17 protein-coding genes are annotated in these 20,505 nt (G+C 70.6%); 5 read left to right on the top strand and 12 right to left on the bottom strand.

What is annotated here, in order from left to right:
* Positions 1 to 14 precede the first annotated feature (14 nt).
* The 3 genes from AB0H84_RS24085 to AB0H84_RS24095 all read right to left on the bottom strand — a co-directional run bounded on the left by AB0H84_RS24085 (position 15) and on the right by AB0H84_RS24095 (position 4,849).
* A complete protein-coding gene (locus AB0H84_RS24085; protein WP_357608093.1) occupies positions 15 to 1,694 on the bottom strand; it encodes a protein kinase in 1,680 nt (559 codons plus the stop codon).
* A 106-nt stretch (positions 1,695 to 1,800) separates the two neighbouring features.
* Positions 1,801 to 4,167 carry a serine/threonine-protein kinase gene (locus tag AB0H84_RS24090; protein WP_357608096.1) on the bottom strand — a complete coding sequence of 789 codons (2,367 nt, stop codon included), beginning with the start codon at positions 4,165 to 4,167 and terminating at the stop codon, positions 1,801 to 1,803.
* A gap of 43 nt (positions 4,168 to 4,210) precedes the next feature.
* Positions 4,211 to 4,849, bottom strand: coding sequence for a pyridoxamine 5'-phosphate oxidase family protein (locus tag AB0H84_RS24095; protein ID WP_357608098.1), 639 nt, complete (start codon positions 4,847 to 4,849; stop codon positions 4,211 to 4,213).
* 35 nt (positions 4,850 to 4,884) lie between these two features.
* Between AB0H84_RS24095 and AB0H84_RS24100 the strand changes: the two genes are divergently transcribed.
* Positions 4,885 to 6,303 (top strand): PLP-dependent aminotransferase family protein, encoded by a 1,419-nt coding sequence (locus tag AB0H84_RS24100; protein WP_357608101.1) that lies wholly within the window; start codon positions 4,885 to 4,887, stop codon positions 6,301 to 6,303.
* 21 nt (positions 6,304 to 6,324) lie between these two features.
* Here AB0H84_RS24100 and AB0H84_RS24105 read toward each other — a convergent pair whose 3' ends face one another.
* Together AB0H84_RS24105 and AB0H84_RS24110 are read right to left on the bottom strand one after the other, a co-directional pair.
* The gene (locus AB0H84_RS24105; RefSeq protein ID WP_357608104.1) at positions 6,325 to 7,446 is read right to left on the bottom strand and encodes a DegT/DnrJ/EryC1/StrS family aminotransferase; all 1,122 of its coding nucleotides are present in this window, start codon (positions 7,444 to 7,446) and stop codon (positions 6,325 to 6,327) included.
* Entirely contained in the window at positions 7,443 to 8,315 is an 873-nt protein-coding gene (locus AB0H84_RS24110) for a GNAT family N-acetyltransferase (protein WP_357608106.1), read from the bottom strand. The genes AB0H84_RS24105 and AB0H84_RS24110 overlap by 4 nt, the downstream gene beginning before the upstream one ends.
* 368 nt (positions 8,316 to 8,683) lie before the next feature.
* Here AB0H84_RS24110 and AB0H84_RS24115 point away from each other — a divergent pair, with 368 nt between their 5' ends.
* The 3 genes from AB0H84_RS24115 to AB0H84_RS24125 all read left to right on the top strand — a co-directional run bounded on the left by AB0H84_RS24115 (position 8,684) and on the right by AB0H84_RS24125 (position 12,025).
* Positions 8,684 to 9,718 (top strand): phosphotransferase family protein, encoded by a 1,035-nt coding sequence (locus AB0H84_RS24115; protein WP_357608108.1) that lies wholly within the window; start codon positions 8,684 to 8,686, stop codon positions 9,716 to 9,718.
* A 15-nt stretch (positions 9,719 to 9,733) separates the two neighbouring features.
* A complete protein-coding gene (locus AB0H84_RS24120; protein WP_357608111.1) occupies positions 9,734 to 10,483 on the top strand; it encodes an SDR family oxidoreductase in 750 nt (249 codons plus the stop codon).
* 153 nt (positions 10,484 to 10,636) lie between these two features.
* Positions 10,637 to 12,025 (top strand): xylan 1,4-beta-xylosidase, encoded by a 1,389-nt coding sequence (locus AB0H84_RS24125; RefSeq protein ID WP_357608114.1) that lies wholly within the window; start codon positions 10,637 to 10,639, stop codon positions 12,023 to 12,025.
* A 77-nt stretch (positions 12,026 to 12,102) separates the two neighbouring features.
* On the opposite strand, the gene AB0H84_RS24130 is transcribed toward AB0H84_RS24125, so the two are convergent.
* Together AB0H84_RS24130 and AB0H84_RS24135 are read right to left on the bottom strand one after the other, a co-directional pair.
* Positions 12,103 to 12,315, bottom strand: a complete 213-nt coding sequence (locus tag AB0H84_RS24130) for a DUF397 domain-containing protein (protein WP_344990835.1) — start codon at positions 12,313 to 12,315, stop codon at positions 12,103 to 12,105.
* Entirely contained in the window at positions 12,305 to 13,132 is an 828-nt protein-coding gene (locus AB0H84_RS24135; RefSeq protein WP_357608117.1) for a helix-turn-helix transcriptional regulator, read from the bottom strand. Before AB0H84_RS24135 ends, AB0H84_RS24130 begins: the two co-directional genes overlap by 11 nt.
* Positions 13,133 to 13,327: 195 nt before the next feature.
* Here AB0H84_RS24135 and AB0H84_RS24140 point away from each other — a divergent pair, with 195 nt between their 5' ends.
* Positions 13,328 to 13,777, top strand: coding sequence for an ATP-binding protein (locus AB0H84_RS24140; RefSeq protein ID WP_357608120.1), 450 nt, complete (start codon positions 13,328 to 13,330; stop codon positions 13,775 to 13,777).
* 5 nt (positions 13,778 to 13,782) lie between these two features.
* Here the strand turns inward: AB0H84_RS24140 and AB0H84_RS24145 are convergent, their stop codons facing one another.
* The 5 genes from AB0H84_RS24145 to AB0H84_RS24165 form a co-directional block, all read right to left on the bottom strand.
* Complete coding sequence (locus AB0H84_RS24145) at positions 13,783 to 14,997, bottom strand: DUF418 domain-containing protein (RefSeq protein ID WP_357608123.1); 1,215 nt, start codon at positions 14,995 to 14,997, stop codon at positions 13,783 to 13,785.
* A 71-nt stretch (positions 14,998 to 15,068) separates the two neighbouring features.
* Complete coding sequence (locus AB0H84_RS24150; protein ID WP_357608126.1) at positions 15,069 to 17,435, bottom strand: hypothetical protein; 2,367 nt, start codon at positions 17,433 to 17,435, stop codon at positions 15,069 to 15,071.
* A gap of 8 nt (positions 17,436 to 17,443) precedes the next feature.
* A complete protein-coding gene (locus AB0H84_RS24155) occupies positions 17,444 to 18,760 on the bottom strand; it encodes a hypothetical protein (RefSeq protein WP_357608129.1) in 1,317 nt (438 codons plus the stop codon).
* Positions 18,753 to 19,556 carry a polysaccharide deacetylase family protein gene (locus tag AB0H84_RS24160; RefSeq protein WP_357608132.1) on the bottom strand — a complete coding sequence of 268 codons (804 nt, stop codon included), beginning with the start codon at positions 19,554 to 19,556 and terminating at the stop codon, positions 18,753 to 18,755. The genes AB0H84_RS24155 and AB0H84_RS24160 overlap by 8 nt, the downstream gene beginning before the upstream one ends.
* A complete protein-coding gene (locus tag AB0H84_RS24165) occupies positions 19,553 to 20,494 on the bottom strand; it encodes a glycosyltransferase family 2 protein (protein ID WP_357608133.1) in 942 nt (313 codons plus the stop codon). The genes AB0H84_RS24160 and AB0H84_RS24165 overlap by 4 nt, the downstream gene beginning before the upstream one ends.
* Positions 20,495 to 20,505: the final 11 nt, after the last annotated feature.

Consider the following 20,505-nt stretch of genomic DNA (forward strand, 5'->3'; position numbering starts at 1 on the left):
CCCCCTGGCGCGTCCTAGCGCTTCCTTCGGTGCCGTCCCGCCATACGGCGTTTCACCGCAAGTGTGACCGGAACCGCGCCGGACGTCATCAGGCCGATGGCGACGAACGCGGCCTGAGCCCTGCCCGCGCGGTCGAGCCGCGGCTGCTCCGGCGTCGGCTCGCTTCCGCCACCCCCTGTCGGCTCGCCCTTCGTCGGCGCCTCGCCTCCGGTGTTCCCGCCCTCCTGGGGTCCCTGGCTGGGGTCTCCCGGGGTCTGGCTCGGCTGGCTCGTCGCCGTGGTGGGGGTGGGGTCCGGAGCGGGAGCGGACGAGGACGGCGGCCGCTGGCCCTCAGGGTCCTGCGCCGTGCCGGTGACCTGAGGCTGGTCCGGCGTGGGCGTCGAGGTGGGCTTCTTGGTCCTGGTCGGCGGAGTCCTGACCGGGGTGGGCGTGGGCCGCGGCGTGGGGGTCCGGGTGGGACGCGTGCTCGCGGTCGGCCGGACGGGAGGCGGCGCGGCGCTCTGCGTGGACGTCGTGGTCGGCGTCGGCGTGCTCTCCTCCGGAGTGGTCTCCTCAGCCGTGGGCGCCGGTTCCTCCTCCTCCGTCTCGGTCGGCTCGATCGTGGCGGGGGCGGCCGTGGTGGGCGTGACCGTGCTGGTCTGCGCCCGCAGCGCCGGCTCGTCCATCGAGACGTTGACGAGGACCACGGCCGCGACGATCAGCACGCCGGCCGCGCTCGCGGCGATGGCCACCTTCGCGGAGAGCTTGCCGAGGATCCGGGAGGGGCCGCTGAAGCGGGTCTCGGCCAGCGAGGTCTGCGCCTGGGCGGGTTCGGCCGGCTCGCTCGGGAAGAGCAGGACCAGCAGGCCGGCGAGGGTGGCGAGACGGCGTCGCCCGCGCTCCTCCCAGTCGCGTCCGTACCCCTCGGCCGCGACAGCCTCGAGCTCGGCCAGGAACGCCTCCGCGGAGCGCGGCCGCTCGGCCGGGTCCTTGGCCAGGCCGCGCTCGATCAGGCCCCGGAGCGGCACGGGCACATCCTCCACCGGCGGCGCCGCGCTCTGGTGCTGGCGGGCCAGGGCCGCGAGGGTGGACGCGCGGAAGGGCCGGGTACCGGTGAGGCATTCGAAGAACACGACGGTGGCCGCGTACACGTCGGTCGCGGGCGCCGGGCGGCCGCCCGACCACTGCTCGGGCGCCATGTACGGCGGCGTGCCCGCCACGCTGACGCCGTCGCCCGCCCTGACCGCGATGCCGAAGTCCACGAGCTTGCTGGTGCCGTCGTCCTGCACCATCACGTTCTCGGGCTTGAAGTCGCGGTGCACGACGCCGATCGCGTGCGCCGAGGCCAGACCTTGGAGCGACCCCTTGAGCACGGTCAGCGCCGCCTCGGGCCCGGTGGGGCCCTCGGACCTGAGGATCTCGCGCAGCGAGACCCCGTTGATCAGCTCCATGACGATCGCCGCGCCCTGGCCGGTCTCGACGTAGTCGATCAGCCGGGCGTGGTGCTTGCTCTGGACCGTGCCGAGCAGCCTGGCCTCGTGCCGGAACCGGGCGACGAACGCCACGTCGGACTTCAGCTCGTCACTGAGGTACTTGATGGCCACCTCGGCGCCGTCGCGGTCGCGCCTGGCCAGCACCACGCGACCGGTCGCCCCCGAGCCGAGCTGGCGGACCTCGGTATAGCCCGGGACCCCCCACCGCCCATCACCGTACATAACGGGTCTCCTCTGGAGTATTCCGGGCCCCCACCCTCATCAACCGGCGTAGCTTAACCAGAGGAACCCGCTTTCCCGCTACCGGAATGCATATAAGTCAGAAATCTCACCGGATGGTGTCGTCCGAGCGGGGACTCGGGGTCCTGCTCGGCTCCTCCTGCTTGGGACACTCCTCCGTCGCGCCGCCCGCGCTGTCGCTCCCGCTGCCCGCCGCCGGATCGGTGGAGGCCGTCACGGACCACTTGGTGCCGCACGGGAGCTTGACGGAGTGGCTCAACGTCCTGGTGTACGAGGTCGCGCCGGACAACGTGACCGACTCCGACCCCCCGCCCTCGCCCGCCGCGAACGACACGACGAGCCGTACCGGCTGGGTGTTCGACGTGGCCACCGAGACGGTCGCGACCAGCCCGCCCTCACCCGGACCGGCCCGGGCGATCGACACCCGCTCGACCTGCGGCGGGCAGGGCGCCGAGGCCCGCGCGGCGGCGGTCCTGCCGCCCGCGGACACCCGCACCGACACCGTCGCGCCGCAGGGCCGGGACTTGAAGGTGTGCGTGAACGAGCGCGAGTAGGAGGTCCGGCCCGACAGGCTCGCGGTACGGGTGCCGACCGGGTCGCCGTTCACCGCGAACTCGGCCTCGACGGGGATCTCCCCGGTGCCGGTCGCGGCCACCGTGACCACGGCGTCCGCGGTACGGCCAGGGGCGGCGGGAAGGTTCAGCGAGACGCGCAGGCCGCTCACCCTCGTCGGGCAGGGCGGCACCGAGAGCGAGGCCGACCTGGCGCCGCCCTGGGCCGCGGGGGAGGTGGCGACGGTCACCGTGACCGTGCTGCCGCACGGGCGCTCGCCCATGTCCCAGGAGAGCGCGCGGGTGTAGGACCTGGCGCCGGACAGGCGCAGGCGCTGGACGCGGCCGTCCGTGCCGGGAGCCGTCCAGGTCGCGGTGGCGGCCACGGCGGCGGTGCCGCTGGCGCGCACGGTCACTGTGGCGGCGGCGACCCCGTCCTCGTCCACCGTGAGACCGCCCACGCTCACCCCGAGCACCTCGGTCGCCGGAGCGGGGGTGGGGGTCGGGGTCGGCGTGGGAGTCGGTGTCGGTGTCGGCGTCGGCTTGGGGGTTGGCGTCGGAGTGGGCTTCTTGGTGGGTTTGGGGGTCTTCACCGGCTTGGTGGCCGTCGGGGGGCCGGTCGGGGTCTTCGCGGGGCTTTCGACGGGTACGACGGCCTTACGCGTGCTCGGGGGCGTCCCGGGCGAGGGAGGCGTTTCCGGCGAAGGAGTCGTCTCCGGCGTCTTCTCCGGCGCGGACGACGGCTCGGACGACGGATCGGACGATGGATCTAATGACGGATCCGATGACGGATCTGAAGATGGATCGGACGGCGGACCGGTCGCCGGCTCCGTCGTGACCTGCGACGGTGGCACGGCCGCCGCAGCGCCGATGGGCTCGGTGGGCATCGGCGTCTGGCGGTTGGCCAGCACGACCACCACCACCGCCACGGCGGCCGCCACGGCCAGCGCCCCGCCCATGGCCACGCGGGTCGTGTTCGAGCGCAGGCTCCGGAACACCGTCCTGGCCAGCGAGGTCGTCGCCTCGGGAGGGGAGGTCCGCGGCGCGGGCAGCAGGAGCGCGAGCAGGGCCACGAGCGCCGCCAGCCGCCGCTTGCCGCGCTCCTCCCAGTCCTCGCCGTACGCCGCCCTGGCCGTGGCCTCCAGCTCCGCCACGAACGCGTGCGCGCTGACCGGCCGCCGCGCGGGGTCCTTGGCCAGCCCGCGCCTGACCAGCTCGCGCACCGGGTCAGGCGCGTCGTGGAAGGGCACGGGCGCGTGAATGTGCTGGTAGCCGAGGACGCTCGGCTCGGTCGACCGGTACGGCCGGTGCCCGGTCAGGCACTCGAAGAAGACGGCCGTGGCCGCGTACACGTCGGTCGCCGGCGTGGCGGGCAGTCCCTCCCACAGCTCGGGCGCCATGTACGGCGGCGTGCCCTCCGGATGTGCGGCCGTGCCCTGCCGCACCGCGATCCCGAAGTCGACCAGCTTGCTGACGCCGTCGTCCCTGACGATCACGTTCTCCGGCTTGTAGTCCTTGTGCACCAGCCCGAGGTCGTGCGCCCTGGCCAGGCCGAGCAGCGAGCCCTTCAGCACGGCCAGCGCCGCCTCCGGCTCGGTCGTGCCGTTCTCGCGCAGCAGGGCCCGCAGCGAGACGCCGTTGACCAGCTCCATCACGATGCAGGCCCCACCGGAGTCCTGGAGGTACTCCCACATCGTGGCGATGTTCGGGTCGCGCAGCGTGGTCAGCAGCCGCGCCTCCGACTGGAACCTGGCCAGCGCGTCGGGGTCGCGCCGCAGCTCCTCGGAGAGGTACTTGATCGCGACCTTGACCCCGGTCTCGTCGTGCCGGGCCAGCGCCACCCGACCGCTGGCGCCGGCACCGAGCTGCTTGACTTCGGTATATCCGGGAGCGCTCCACTCCATCGCCGTCTCCCATCAGGAGCAGGTGGTGCCCTGCTTAATGGAACTACTCCCGACGGAGGATGTGAACGGGCGCATTGATACCTTCTGGGAGCACCGGATCCGGCTCCGGTTCGCCCCATGAGGTGACCAGGGGCAGCACCCCGGCCCATACGGGCAGGTCGTAGTCCTCTTCCTCGTCCTTGGGGGCGCCGCGCCTGATCTTGACCGACGCCTCCTCCAGCGAGAGCGCCAGCACCGACGTGGCGGCGAGCTCCTTGCGCGACGGCCGCCTGACGTAGTCCCACTGGCCGGGCGCGAGCTGTTCGGACAGGGCCCGCAGCCCCTCCATCCGCTCGTCGGGCTCCGTCACCAGCCGGGCCGGCCCGTAGATGATCGCCGAACGGTAGTTGACCGAGTGGTTGAAGATCGAGCGGGCCAGCACGATGCCGTCCAGGTGCGTGACCGTGACGCACACGTCGCTCCCGTCGCCCGCGCGCAGCGACGTGGCCCCGGTGGAGCCGTGCAGGTAGAGGGTCTCGCCGATCCGGCCGTAGCCCGTGGGGACGACCATGGGATGACCGTTCACGACGACGCCCAGGTGGCAGATCAGTCCGGTGTCGAGCACCTCGTAGAGATCGTTCCTGTCGGTGCTGCCGCGCTGCTTCTCGCGGCCGAGCGTGGTGCGGGGAGTGGTGGAGAGCATGATTCGACCGTAACCACGAAGTGGACCTATCCTGTATGGCCACTATCGAGCCCTTCGCGGAGACCACTTCCGTGCGTACCCACGCTGACCTGCCCATATCTCTCTCGCGCGACTCGGACGAGCCCCTGACGGCCCAGCTCGCCGACTGGCTGCGGCGCGCCATGCTGGACGGCACGCTCGCGCCCGGCGAGCGGCTGCCGTCCACGCGCTCCCTGGCGGCCCAGCTCGCGGTGAGCAGGACCGTGATCACGGAGGCGTACCAGCAGCTGTACGCGGAGGGCTGGCTGGACGGGCGGCACGGCTCCGGCACGTTCGTGGCCGACATGGAGGTCACCAGGCCGCAGCCCAGGGAGAGCACCTACGTGCCCGCGCCGCCGCCGGCCCCGGCCGACGCGATCGACCTGACGCCGGGCGAGCCCTGGGTGCGCGACTACGACCGGGCGGCGTGGCGGCGGGCCTGGCGCAAGGCCGCCGACCTGCCGCCCGGCGCCGCGCCCAACCCGTACGGCCTGCCCCGGCTCAGGGAGCTGCTGGCCGACCACCTGAGACGGGCCAGAGGCATGGCTGTCGGCCCGGAGAACATCCTGGTCACCAGGGGCACCGGCAACGGGCTCGACCTGTGCGCGCTGGCCCTGCTCGGCGGCGGCGCGCGGGCCGGCGTCGAGGACCCGGGCTACCACGTGGCGCGGACGGTCTTCGCGGCCAGGGGCGCCGAGGTGGTGCCGTGCCCCGTGGACGAGGACGGCGTGATCGTGGACGGGCTGCCCGGCGATCTGCGCGTGCTCTACACCACTCCCGCGCACCAGTACCCCCTGGGCGGGCGGCTGCCGATCCCGCGCAGGGAGCGGCTGCTGGCCTGGGCCAGGAGCACCGGCGCGACCATCGTCGAGGACGACTACGACGCCGAGTTCCGCTACGACGTGGCCCCGCTGCCCGCCCTCTACGGCTTGGACCCCTCCCGGGTGGTGCTGCTCGGCACGCTGTCCAAGACCCTCGCGCCCGACGTGGGCGTCGGCTGGCTCGTCGGCGACCCCGAGCTCGTCGCCACGATCGCCCGGCTGCGCCGCAGCGTCGCCGACCGGACCAGCGGCCCCGTACAGCAGGCCGTGATCACCCTGCTGGAGCACGGCGACCTCGACAGGCACCTGCGCAGGATGCGCCTCGAGTACGCGCGCCGCCGCGCCGCGGTCGTCGAACTCCTGGGGCCCGTCTGCCGCCTGCGCGGCGACACGGCCGGGCTGCACGTCCTGGCCGAGCTGCCCGCCTCCGTCGCGCCGGAGGTGATCGCGCGGGCCGGCGAGCGCGGCGTCCTGCTCGACTCCACCACGCGCCACCACCACGGCCGGGCCCACCTGCACGGCCTGGTGATCGGCTACGGCTCCGCCTCGCTCGCCGAGGTCCGGCGCGGCTGCCGCATCCTGGCCGACCTGATCCGCACCACCCGGCCACGCTGACAACCCCGTCCAAAGGGCGGCTCAGGGCGGACCCTGCGTAGGGGACTCCAGGCGGCGCAGGACGGGGAGGGCACGGCCGGCGTACATCGGGTCGACCGGGAGCGCGTGCCGCGCCCACCAGCGCGCCGGGCCGGGCTCGGGGGACGGCTCGGTGAAGGCGGGGGCGTAGTCGTCGTACGGCGGGTCGTACAGGTAGCCGGTGGCCACCCCACGCCGCTCCAGCTCGGCGATGGCCGCGTCGCGGTCGCGCACCAGGAGCGGCACCCGGAACAGCGGCCGGCGCACGTCGTCGCGCACGGCCGGGGCGACCGTGGGCAGCTCGGCCAGGCGCGTGACGCCCGCCAGCCGCCGCCGGCGGTCCGCGGGCACCTTGGCCAGGCGTCTGGACTGGTACCAGCGGGCCACCGGGCCGCGGCGCGCGCGGTAGTCGGGCAGGTCGGCGCGGACCCACGGGTCGAAGGGCGGCAGCTCCGGGGCCTGTTCGAGCGCCCGCTTCAACAGCTCCGGATCCAGGGGGATGCGGTAGCCCTCGCGCTCCTCCTGCATGCCGAGGGCGCGCATGAGCCGGAGCGCCGGGCGTACGCGGTCGAGCCTGAGCGCCGCCTGGCGGGCCATCGAGGTGGCCACGCCGATCAGGTCGGCCCGCAGCGAGCCGGGCGCCAGCAGGGCGTCGCGGGCGCGTCGGAGCGCACGCAGGTCGGACTCGTGCTCGACGGCCAGGACGCCGCCCGAGCCCGCGCCCGGATGCTTGGCCAGGCTGAACACTCCCGCCTGGCCGAACGTGCCCAGCGGCCGGCCGGCGATGCTCGTCTCCATCGCGTGCGCCACATCCTCGATCAGCACCTTTCCGGCCAGGGCGGGGGCGTCGTCGGGGAGGCCGTACAGATTGGTCGTCAGTACGGCGTCCACCGCGGCGAGGTCGGCCCGGGAGACGTCGATGTTGCCGTCCCGGGGAGAGAGCGGCGCCATCACCGGGCGCAGCCCGGCCGCGAGCACCAGGAACAGGATCTCGTCGGCCGAGACCGGCGACATGAGCAACCGCTGCCCCGGCTCGCACCAGTGGCGCAACGCCAGGTAGAGGCCGAGGCGGTTGGAGGGGAGCGCCAGGCAGCGGCGGCCCGTGCGCTCCCGGATGAGCCTCACCCTTGCAGGACGGTACGGAGCCGCCCGTACGTCTTGAGCGCCTTGTCGGCGGTCCTGAGCAGCAACGGGTTGCCCAGCACCGTGGCGCGCGTCTTGCGCACCGGCACCCGCAGCATCCAGTGGACGCCCGCCGCCGCGCCGATCCTGGCCACGCGCCCCTCGGCCACCTCGAGCTGGCCCGTCTTCAGCTTGTCCTTGTACTCCTTCTCGCCCCGGCCCATGTCGATCAGCTGGATGCCGTGCTTGGCGGCCTGCTCGGCCATCGCCAGGTGGTGGATGAGACCGGGGGAGTATTTAGCGAAATGGGGGTCGTAGGCGGGGAACCACCCGGCGAGCGTCGTACGCGTACGCAGCCCGAAATGCCCGGCCATCGGCCGGTCGTCCACGTACACCATGTCCAGCACCCCGGCGAAGCTCTCGGAGCGGATCGCCAGCAGCCGCTCGACCAGCTCCACGATCCAGCGGTGGGCGAACCGGTCGGTGCGCCCCGTGCGGCGGTACTGGTCGGTCTTCCAGCCGAGCAGCGTGTGGAGGGGCGCCAGGTCGGTGGTGGCGTAGTCGTGGCGGACCGTCCCGGCCTCGCGCTCGAGCTTGCGGGACTTGGCCAGGGTGGATTTGTACGTCTTGCCGGAGTGCTTCCTGAGCTCCTCCGTGTAGTGGTGGTAGCCGCCGCGCAGGTCGATGACCGGCGACGGGTGCCGCGAGTGCCGAGCGCTCAGCAGCGGCTGGCCGGCCACCAGGTGGTCGAACTCGTACACCGCGAGCCCGCAGGCCCTGATCAGGCTGCGCGGCTCGATCTCGAGGTCCTTGGCGCGGATCAGCCCCTGCGCGTCGGTCAGTCCCGCGGCGACCGGTCTGCCGATGCCCATGGGATGTCGCTCAAAAGGAAAGAAGCCCACGATATCGGGACCATCGTAAAGAATGGCGACTTGCACCATATTTCGGAGTTCGCCGACCGTAATGGTGAATTCTGGCGACAAGAAGGGGCTGTCGACCGAAGGGTCCGCCTCCTGTAGATCCCGCCACCGGGCCAGTTCGGAATGTCCCAGCTCTCGGGGCAGGGCAAGGGTGACGCGCATGGGCTCCTACCGTTGGCATGCCACTGTTTTTCGATATTGAGGGGGGACCTGTACGGTCAGAGTAAAGACTATTACTAGAAGTGTCATTGCCGCAGGTCCGGAACGTTACAGAACTCCCGGCCGGCGTTCGGCACCGAGTGACGTTCTACTGTTGGTCCATGACCGTTCCTGGCATTGACCGCCCCGCACTGGTCGCGTGGATGGGCCGGCACGTGCCCGACGCGGGCGAGCCGCTGTCCGTCTCGCTGATCTCGGGCGGCAGGTCCAACCTGACGTACCTGGTCGAGGCCCGCGAGCGCCGCCTGGTGCTGCGCCGGCCGCCGCTCGGTCACGTGCTGCCCACCGCCCACGACATGCGGCGCGAGTGGCGGGTCATCTCGGCGCTCGCGCCCACGCCCGTCCCGGTGCCCTCGCCGGTCGCCTTCTGCGCGGACGAGTCCGTCATCGGGGCGCCGTTCTATCTCATGGGGTACGTGGAGGGGGTCGCCGTACGGACCCGGGAGGAGCTGGGCTCTCCTTCGCCCTCGCCGGAGCGGACGCGGCGATTGTCGGAGCGGCTGGCCGAGGTGCTGGCGGCCATCCACGCGGTGGACTACCGCGAGGTGGGGCTGGGCGACTTCGGGCGGCCCGAGGGGTACCTGGCCAGGCAGCTCGACCGGTGGGGGCAGCAGTGGGAGCGGTCGAAGACAGCGGACCTGCCCGAGTACGACCGGCTCGTGGAGCGGCTGCGGGAGCGGCTGCCCGCCTCGTCCGACAGCACGCTGGTGCACGGGGACTACCGGCTGGACAACACGCTGATCAAGCTCGGCGATTCTCCCGAGATCGCGGCCGTGGTGGACTGGGAGATGTCCACGCTGGGCGATCCGCTGGCGGATCTGGGGCTCACGTTGACGTACTGGCACGACCGGGGGGATTCCGAACGGGCCGAAATTCCGGTGGCGGGGGATGTGACGGTGACGCCGGGATTCTTGAACTCAACGGAGTTCGCCGCCCACTACGCAAAGGTGTCGGGCCGGGATATTTCAGATCTTGGGTTTTATGTGGCTTTTGGAAACTTCAAGCTCGCGGTCATCGTGGAGGGTATCCACGCCCGGTTCCGGCAAGGTAAGACCGTTGGGGAGGGATTCGACCGCATCGGCTCCGCGGTGCCGACGCTGATCTCCCGCGCACATCGCATGCTCGACCAGCCCTGACCCTCAAGGAGCGCCATGAGCACTGTTGCACTCATCACCGGAGCGGCCAGCGGCATCGGCGCCGCAGTGGCGCGGCGGCTGGCGGCGGGCGGTGCCAGATGCGTCCTCGTCGACCTTGACGGCGAAGGCGTCGAGCGGCTGGCCAAGGAGTTGGGCGGCGCGTGGCTGGCCGCCGACGTCAGCAAGGAGGAGGCCTCCCTGGAGGCGGTGGCGCTGGCTGAGCGGCGCTTCGGCCGGCTCGACCTGGTTCACCTCAACGCGGGCGTCACCAGCCAGGTGGACCTCGCGGACTTCGACGTGGCGCGTTACCGCCAGGTGGTCGGGGTGAACGTGGACGGCGTCGTGTTCGGGGTGCGGGCCGCCGTTCCGCTGCTCATCCGGTCCGGAGGGGGCGCCATCGTGGTCACCTCGTCGCTGGCCGGCCTCGTGGGATTCTCCGGCGACCCGATCTACACCATGACCAAGCACGCCGTCGTCGGCCTGGTCAGGGCGCTCGCCGAGCCGCTGGCCGTGCAGAACATCCGGATCAACGCCGTATGCCCGGGATTCACCGACACGCCGCTGGTGGCCGAGTTGCGGGAGATGTTCATCGACGCCGGGTTCCCGCTGCTCACGGCGGAGGACGTGGCCGCCGCCGTCGAATCCGCCTTCTACGCCGACACCCCCGGCACGCTCCTGGTCGTGCAGCACGGCAGGCAGCCGGTGCCGTACCGCTATGCGGGGGTGCCGGGCCCCGCGGGCAGCCAGCGCCCACCCGCGCTCTGATAAACGGCAAGTCGCTTGCAAGCGGGATTATTACCGTAATAAGGGCCGGGGGCTATCCCGGCCCTTGTGCGTTTCCTTAAGTTCGCGAGCCCTGAAAAACCTTCGCCGGCTCGTGAGCCCCTTGTACATTTGCGCCACGATGAGGAGCGCTCAGTGATTCCGACTGACGGCCGGCACGCGCGGCGACGATCTCCGTGGCCGCTCGCTCTGGGAGCGGGCATTCTCGCGGTGGTGCTCGTGGCGGGCATCATGGTCTACGCCTCGGCGCGCACCAAGGACCGCACCGTGTTCAAGGGCGACGAGGTGGCCACGACGGTGCCCAACGAGCCCGCGCCGTGGCTGGAGCCGCCGCCGGCACTCGCCAACTGGCCGCGCTGGGGCGTCACCCACACCCAGTACAGCGCCGACAACGAGCCGCGGCGGGTCGCCGAGCAGGCCAGAGGCATGCTCGGCCGGGTCCCGATGCTGCAGAACCAGCACATCATGGGCTGGGGCGTCGGCAACCCCGAGCCGAGTCCGGGGCAGTTCAACTTCCGCGATCTGAACCGGCGGCTGAGGTTCATGGCGTCGTCGCGGGCCGTGCCGGTGATCACGCTCTGCTGCGCGCCCGACTGGATGAAGGGCGGGCAGGCCGGGCGTACGGACTGGAGCAAGAACCACACGGTCGCGCCGAAGCCCGAACACTTCGACGACTACGCCAGGCTGGCCGCCAGGGTCGCTCGGCAGTATCCGACGGTCAAGCACTATCTGGTGTGGAACGAGTTCAAGGGCTTCTGGGACCCGTCCAGGAACCGCTGGGACGCCGAGTCCTACACCGAGCTGTACAACAAGGTCTACACGGCCTTGAAGAAGGTGGACGGGAAGATCCAGGTCGGCGGCCCCTACATGCCGATCGAGAGCAATGCCAGAGGCGGCCGCTCCGAGCTGAGCGGGCCGTGGGGCACGGTCGACCAGAGGGCGCTGGACGCGATCGAGTACTGGCTGCAGCACAAGAGGGGCGCCGATTTCGTCGTCGTCGACGGCGCCTCCATGACGAACGACCGGGGCAATGTCCCCGATGACTTCGCGGCCCAGGGCAAGTTCGGCGCGATCACGACCTGGCTGCGGCAGAAGAGCCATGACCTGCCTGTCTGGTGGGCCGAATGGTACGTCGAGCCGGAGAACTCGGGCTGGTCGGAGCGGAAGCGGACGGCGGTGCAGGCGGCGGCGCTGATGGAGTTCGCCAGGAGCGGCGTGACGACCGCTCTTTACTGGAACCCGCAGCAGCAGGGCGAGGGTGAGTGCGCGGGCTGCCTGTGGGCCCCGAAGGTCGGCGGCGAGATGCCGATGGCCGGCCTGCTCAGCGGCTTCACGAAGTGGTTCCCGGTGGGGGTGCGCGTGGAGCAGGTGGCCACCTCGAACCCCCGGATCAAGGCTCTGGGCCAGGAGCGCCAGATGGTCATGGTGAACACCTCGGACAGGCCCGTTTCCGCGAAGGTGGACGGCCGGCCGGTGACGCTGAGACCGTACGAGATCAAGTGGGCAGGCCGCGGCGGCGCCTGAGGTCCCGGCACAAGAAAGAGGGGCTCGGAAACGCGGATCGAGCCCCTCTTGCCTGTCTCATCCGGCCGGAAGTCCGGCTAGAAGGTGAACTCGCCCTTGCCCATGCCGTCTTGGAAGGCCGCCCATTCCGCCGCGGTGAACACGAGGGCGGGGCCGCCGCGGTCCTTGCTGTCTCTCACGGCGACGCGTCCACCGCTGAGGGGTGCGACCTCGACGCAGCTGCCGCCGTTGCTCCCCGATGCCCTGGCCTTGCGCCAGGCGGCCGTGAGCAGTTCGTTGTCAGTCTCCATACCTCTCCATCATCTCGCGAATGACTTTCTCGCTGACGTTCACCGGATGCGCCATGCTGCTCAGCGCATCCCACCGCACGCCAAGGGCCCGGACCTTGTCGATACGCGTGATCACCTCACCCGTTAGCGCGCTCTCCAGATAGGCGGCGTCGGGAGAGCCGTCCACCTGAGCGATTTCGAACGCACCCAGCAGGCCGGTGGTCATCCCCGCAGACAGGGGGACGATGCGTACGGTGATGCATGGATGCTTCATGACGGTGACCAGGTGCGCGAGTTGTTGTCGCATCACCTCTGCTCCGCCGATGGGTCGAAATAGCACGCTCTCGTCGATGAGTGTCGAATACATGGGTGGATTCGGCTGGTCGAACACGGCCTGACGCTTGAGCCGGACGTTGACGGCTTTGTGCACCTGCTCCCGCGTGGTGCCGGGCTCGCCGAGCAGAACCTGTTCGGCATATCTCTCCGTCTGGAGAAGCCCGGGAATCACCAGCGGCTCGGACGTCCGGATGGCGTGGGCCGCGGCCTCGATGCCCGGCCATGGTCTGAACCATGCGGGCCCCAGCTCCGTGTGGATATCGGGCAGGAGTTCCTTCAGTTCGCCGTTGAGCCCGAGAACGCGCTCGATTTCCTCCGTGAAAGCCTCGCTCGGCGTGCGCTTGCCCCGCTCGACGGCGCCGATCTGGCTCTCGCTGTAGGTGACTCCAGGGGCTGCGGCAAGGCGTTCCTGCGACAGGCCGTGACTTGTCCGGAATTTCCGCATTCGTGCGCCATACTCCGCTCGCGCCCGCAGGCGGGACTCCTGCCCGTTCGTCGTCATGTCATGCCCTTTTGCCTTCCAGCTCTGGCGCCCCTACAAAGCACACACACCATCGGCGGCACTTGGAGGAAAGTGGAGTCCTGTTCTCGCAACACAAAGTAACGGCACGACGCCATGCTGTGCAGAGGCTCCGGAGTTTTAGGCGCAAGCAATTCCCGCTGCGCAGACCGTTTCAACGCTCTTCGAGGTGATTCCATGCGGTCAGGAGGGACGGCGCCGACACGACTCCGGCGCGCCACACTGCACCAGGATCCGTACGCGCCTCACCGGGCCAGACTGGCCGTCAGATGCTGGCTGGGAACGACGCATCCGGCGCTGTACGACACCGAGCTCGTCGTCTCGGAGCTGGTGACCAACGCCGTCAGACACGCGCTCACGGGCCCTGGCCGCGACTGGGTGCGGCTGAGTCTGGACGAGGAGCCGGACCGCGTCCGCCTGGTCGTGACAGACCCCGGCAATCCCGGTTCCGAGCCGACGTGCAGGCCGCTCCCGACCGACTGGGACGACTGGCTTCCGCGCATGAGGCAGTCGGGCGGCATGGGCATCGCCACCATCGTCGCGATCTGCGGCGGCGTCTGGGGGACGTACCTCACCGAGCGGCAAGAGCGCGTGGTCTGGTGCCACGTACCGCTCCAGGTCCTTTGACGCGGTCACTCCGGCAGGGCGGCGGAGGAGCGAGGGGCTGGCGACACGCGGGCGGGGGTGGGCCTGCGCCAGTACGTGAGGTAGCGCAGCAGCCACTCCACCGGCCCGTACCGGTGGCTCCTGAGCCACCACCGGCTGTAGGCGACCTGGACGGCGAAGATGCCGAGGGCCATCAGCACCTCGATCGGCGGGCTGACCCGGTCCACGAGCCCCAGCCCGTACCCGGTGAAGATCAGCGAGCAGATCAGCGACTGCGCCAGATAGTTGGACAGCGCCATGCGGCCGGGCGCCGCCAGCACCCGGGCGGCGCGCGGCATGGACGGCAGCAGCCGCAGGAAGGTCGCCGCGTACGCCGCCGCCAGCAGCGGGGCCGTCACCAGATCCACGGCCTCGCCCCAGAACTTGTGCATCGTGCCGTGCCAGGCCGACATCGTGTAGACGTACGCGCCCCCGAGCCCGATCGTGAACCCCACCCATTGCACCGTGCGTAATGTCCTGGTGTGGGCGGAGACGTCGCGCAGGACGCCCAGCTTGCCGACCGCCAGGCCGATCAGGCACGCGGCCAGCACGGCGGGCCCCTGGAAGAAGACGCGGAACAGGATGATCAGCGACAGCTTCCTGAGGTGCTCACCGACGATCTGCCAGACGGAGGCCACCAGAGCGGTGTCCGACTTGGCGGCCTGCGCCGCCGTGTCGGCCACCGTGCCCGCCGTTTCCAGGCCCAGCATGGCCAGCAGGCCCAGCAGCACGAAGCCGAGCGCCAGCATCGCGGTCAGCAGCACCGCCAGCACCACCGCCGTCCTGGGCTGGATCTTGCGGAAGACCAGCAGGGCCAGGCCCACGGCGGCGTACGTCGTCAGGATGTCGCCGGGGAAGAGCAGCACGGCGTGCGCCAGCCCGAGCAGGAGCAGCCCGGCCAGCCGGCGCAGGAACATCGGCACGAACGGTCGCCCCTGCCGCGCCGCCGAGTCGACCTGGAGCGTGAAGCTGTAGCCGAACAGGAAGGAGAACAGTAAGTAGAACTTGTTCTCCACGAGCATGGTCACGACCCACCGCACGCTCCAGTCCAGTGAGGACTGGAACGCGGGCTCCGCCATTCCGGCCATGCGGTAACCGGAGGCGAGGAAGGCGATGTTGACGACGAGGATGCCCAGGAGCGAGAAACCCCGCAGGGCGTCCACAGAAGCGATTCTCGCGGCCGCGAGTCGTGCGTCGGGCATGGCGGGAAGTGTCTCCTGTGTCCTGAGATCGGGTTACATCATCCCGCACAAGCTGAAAGTTTCCTGTGAATTCAGTTATTTTGTGCGATGTAAATGAATCTCTCGACGATCACCGCCAGAGCCACCGCGAAAGCGGGGACCGCCAGGAAGAGCAGGCGCTTGCGGGTCCTGCGCCCGCGTTTCCGGCCGTTCAAGCAGATGATCTCGTAGGCGAAGAGCGCCACCCAGGTCACGCCCAGCGCGCCGATGCCCACCGGCGTCCAGGGCGAGGTGGGGTCGCCGCGCCCCTTGTACGGCCGGGGATCGGGGATCTCGGTGCCCCTGACGAACTTCTTCCAGGTGTAGAGCGCGGCGTCCTCGTTGGAGAACACCCGCTTCAGATCGGGCGAGGCGTCCAGCGCCGCGCGGAACCTCGTCCCCCAGTCCTCCGGGTAGCCGTCGTTGAGCTGCAGGTAGCTCACCTGCCCGCGGCTCACGATCAGGTACGAGTTCCGCGGCTCCTCCTTGAGCGCCTGGACCGCGTCCGCGACCTGCGTGGGGTCCTTGTGCACGAGGGCCTGAACGCCGAAATTGACCAGTTCGACGTCCCTTTCGCCCCACGGCAGGGTCGGCGTGACCTCGGGCCCCTTCTTGGGGACCAGGTAGAGCACCTTGGCGCTCGGCTTGTCGTGCTCGTAGATGTAGTGCAGGGCGGCCACCTCACCCGTGGTGACCCGCTCGAACTTCTCGTTGCCGTACCTGGCCAGCAGGAACGCGAACGCGAAGACCACCGCGAAGCAGGCCGCGAGCACCACCGAGAGCTTCCTGGTGAACTGCGGGTCGACGCGTACCTTCCTGGGGCGCAGCGGCTGGGTCTCCTCGCGCACGTCCACGCTGTCGGCCGGCAGGTTGGGGAAGAACGCGTACGCGGCCAGCAGGCACGCCCCGGGCAGCGCGAACATGTAGATCCGCAGCCCGATCTCGCCGCCGTAGCTCTGCAGCCCCAGCGCCAGCACCGGCACGCAGAGCAGGATCAGCGCCGACCGGTCGAACACCCCGCGCCGCCACCGCCTGACCAGCCCCGTGGCCGCCAGGCCGAGGATCAGCGCCAGGATGCCGAGCCGCGCCTTCAGCACCAGCGCGTGCGCGGGATCGCTGCCCTCGATCCGGTCGCCGGTGTTGCTGCGGATGTTCTGCAGGATCCGGCCGAGGCCGCCGAAGATGGCGTCGATCTGGCCGGACCAGAAGCCCACCGTCATGTAGCTGATCCAGGCCAGCACCGCCAGCCCGAGGAAGAACGGCATCGCCCAGGTCAGCGAGGTCCGCTTGAAGATCAGGAACGCCGTCACGACCCCGAGCATCATGAACGGCGTGATCTGGTGCGAGGCCACCGCCGCGACGAACAGCGCCAGCAGCATGAGCAGCATGAGCAGCTTGTCGGCCCGGAACGTGCCGGTGTTGGCCAGCTCGCCCGGGGTCATCGCGTCCAGCCTGCCGAGCAGCTTGCGCAGCCCCTTCGGCGGGACCGGCTTCCTACGCGGCTCGACCCGGCCGAACCATCTGAGCAGGATCGCCACGAACGCCAGATACAGCGCGAACGTGAAGCCCTGCGGCGAGAAGTAGTCCTGCCCGATCCACTGCACCAGCACGAACAGCAGCGCCGCGAACCACCGGGCCCGCGTGGTGGCCACGACCTGGCGCAGGATCAGCACGAAAGGGAGCAGATAGAGCAGGTTGGAGACGAGCGGCGTCCACTGCAGGATCGTCGTCAGGTCGGTGATGCCGGCCGCCTGCGTCACGAAGGCGAACAGCGCGAAGAAGCCGGGCCAGCCCATGCGGGCGTCGATGCTGATGGCAGACTCGCCGGTCCTGCTGATGAACTCCACGAAACCGGCATGGATGTACGCCGTGGGGAAGCGCGGCTCCGTCGCCACCAGGGCCCCGGCGCCGTGCAGGGCGAACGTGATGGCGGCGATCTGGAACAGCAGGAGGAACTTGCGGTCGCTGCTCTGGGCGACCGTGACGAAGAACGACACGATCATGATCAGGATGGCGAAGAACGCCGTCGGCGGGAGTGCCGAGATCAGGCCCAGGCCGTCGATGTCGTTCGGATCCACGCCCCGCAGCGGGCCCGGGGGGACCTTGAGGGCGAGGACGTACATGACCAGGCCCTCGAGGACCAGCACCGCGGGCAGCCACCTGGGGGCGCCGGCGACCAGCGCCCCGAGCCGCCCGCCCCGCGCGCGCGGCTCGGGCGGCGGGGCGACCTGCTGAGGCTCGGCTTCCGGTGGCGCTCCGGCGGGGGCGGCCTCGCTCGGCGGCGCCTCGGCGGGGGCGGCCTCGCTCGGCGGCGCATCGGCCGCCGCCGGTGGGTGCCCGATGTGCAAGGTGGCAGGCAGTCGTACGACCGCCGTCGTGTCCGCGTCCGGCTCGACGCCGTCGCCCTCGCGTTGCGTCACGTTGACCATCATGCGGCCCCGGCCGACCCGTGGGTAACAGCCTGTGTCCCTCTTTCGTCGAACCTGAGAATTCTGCGGAGATTCCCAAGGATCACAAGTCCCATGAGCACCTCACTGAAGAGCAGCCCGTACCCGACCGCGTTGACGCCGGCGTACGGGAACAGCGCCACGGTGGACACCAGCACGAGAACGGCCAGCCCGATCTGCACGGCCGCCAGCATCCGCGCCCGCGACTGCGCCCGCAGCGCGCTCAGATAGACCTCGATCAGCACCCGCGGCAGCACGGCCAGCGACATCAGGCGCAGCAGCGTCGTGCCCTCGGCCGCGAACTCGGAGCCGAAGACGGTCAGGATCAGCGGCGCCGCGGCAATCGCCACCGCGATGATCGGGGTGACGATCAGGAAGGCCCGCCGCAGTGCGTGACGGCAGTTCTCGGCCAGCCGGGCGTGGTCGAAGGAGCCCTCGACGGTGAGCGAGACCGCCATGTTCATGGCCAGCAGCTCGATCATGCTCGCGAGGGTGTGCGCCATCGAGAAGCGCCCGAACGTGGCCTCGCCCACCCGCGTGGCCACCACCACGGGCACCAGGTAGACGATTCCCAGGATCGACAGCGTCCCGGGGAAGTCCCCGGCGAGGAACCTGCCGACCTCGCGCAGCCGGGGCGGCTCCCGCTCGGCGCGGGACTCCCTGACGTGCCTGGGCACCACGACGCCGAAGATCAGCCAGTTCACCGGGATCAGCGCGAGCGCGGTCGGGATGACCCAGGAGACGAAGATGCCGCCCGACGGCAGCGCCCCGGCCAGCGCGACCAGCAGCCCCATCTTGACGATGCCGAAGAGCAGGTTGTTCACGGGCACGAACGGCGCCCTGCGCAGCCCGGTCAGCACCACGTCCTGCAGCGTGAAGACGGCCCACACCAGCACGGACGCCAGGAAGAAGAGCCCGGGCCAGAAGCCGCCGAGCACCGAGTACGTCTTCCCCCACATCGGCAGGGTCAGCAGGAACCCGAGCGCGGCGACCCCGCCCGTGGCGGCGGCCAGGCCGTACCCGCGCAGGATCAGCTCGGGGGTGCGGCGGCCGGCCACCGGCAGGAAGCGGGCCAGCGCGCCCACGAACCCCAGCGCGATCAGCGACGCGAACAGCCGCATCGCCGTGATCACCGCCTGCCCGCGGCCGAACTCCTCGGGCGAGTAGTGGTGTGCCGCCAGCAGCCAGTAGCCCATGCCGAGCACACCGGTGACGACGGTGTTCGCCATGAGCGCGTAGCCCTGGCGGAAGAGCGGATTACGCAGGTCGCCGAGGATCCTGCCCCAGATGCTAGACATTTCCGCGCACCCGCTGCAGCCCGTACCTCGTCCGGCGCACGACCGCGTACCCCTTGGTGAGGATGCGCTCGCGCAGGTAGATGAGGGGAACGGCGCTGCCCTCGACGGCGCGTCTGAACATGGCGATGGTCGTGCCCTTTCCGACCGTCAATCGGGGGATAGCGAGCATGTCGTGGCGGTCGGCGGCGATCGTGTTGTTCACGGCGCAGGCGGCGAAATATCCGGCCTTGCGGACTTCCTGGCGGACGCGGGCGCTGGAGTAGCCGTAGGGGTAGGCCATGGTGGCGACCGGCGCGCCGATCTTCTCCTCCAGCAGGCCCTTGTTCCTGCGCAGCTCCTGCCGGAGCTCTTCGGTGCGGAGCTGGTCGAGCTGGGGGTGGCTGTGGCTGTGGCCGCCGATCTCGATGCCGGTCTGCGCGGCCTCGCGGGCCTGGCCCCAGCTCAGCATCCGGTCGAGGGGGCGGCCCGCCGCGTCGCCGCCCGCGTCGGACACCCAGCCGCTGGTCAGGAAGACCGTCGCGGGGAAGCCGTGGCGCTCGAGCAGGGGCAGCGCGTGGCTGTGGAAGTCGGCGTAACCGTCGTCGAACGTCATCACGATCGGCTTGGCGGGCATCGACCGGCCGTTGTTGTGGTGGAGGGAGGCCACCAGGTCGCCCAGCGTGAGCGGGGTGAACCCGCTCTCCGCCAGGTACGCGAGCTGCTCGGCCAGGTCGGACGGCCGCACCGCGTGCGGGCTGGTCTCGTCGTTGGGGGTGTCGCTGACCGAGTGGTACATCAGGATCGGGATCCGGGTCATGGGCGTGCCGCCTTCAGCCGTGCGGAACCCACCACGTAACCCCAGGTCGTCCAGGCCAGCCCGACCACGATCGCGGCCGCCCTGCCGAGCCCGCCCAGGTCGCCCCGCAGCGCCTCGCCGACGCCGCGCAGGGCGCCGAGCGGCAGCGCCCTCAGCGCGTGGGCGCGCTCGCTGGCCAGGCCGTCCTGCGTGCCGACCTCCCGCGTCACCAGGGCCTTCGACAGCCCCTCCGCGTAGCATCTGGATCTGAAGTAGGCGAACCGCTCGCGCTGCCGGGACACCTTGTGCCCGATCACCGCGCGCGGCTCGAAGAGCATGACCGCGCCCGGCCTGCGCTGGCTCAGCCGGATGCAGAACTCCGTCTCCTCGCACCCCAGGGGGCGCGACTTGCGGCCCTGCACGCTGCGCCCGATCCCGCTGTGGAACCCGCCCACCTCGGAGACGACGTCACGCAGGAAGGCGGCGTTGCCGCCCATCACGTTACGGATCGGCGCGCGTACCTCGGGCATGCCGCGGTAGCTGCAGCCGACCGTCCAGTCGAACTCGTACGGGAACCACCGCGGGCGCCTCCCCGACGCCCACAGCGGCTCCGTCCGGCCTCCTACGCCCACCACGCCGGTTACCTGGAAGCCCTCCTCCAAAGCCTCCAGCCACCCGGCGTCGGCGACCGCGTCGTCGTCGAGGAACGCGACAATCTCACCGTTGGCCGTGGCCACGCCGGTGTTCTTGCCTCCCGACAGCCCCTTCTCGTGCGTGTTCGCCACCACAGTGGCCTGCGGGTACGCCCGCTTGAGTTTGAGATGCAGGTCGGGGTTGTGATCGACCACCAGGATCAGCTCGTATGCCGGGCGTGTCTGGCTCTCGACCGACTCGACTGCCTGCCTGATGTCCTCCCACCGTTCCTCGGTGTAGACGCAGATGACAACAGACGTGTTCACAAGTGTTTCCT

This window comes from Nonomuraea sp. NPDC050786 (assembly GCF_040654115.1).
Classification (GTDB): domain Bacteria; phylum Actinomycetota; class Actinomycetes; order Streptosporangiales; family Streptosporangiaceae; genus Nonomuraea.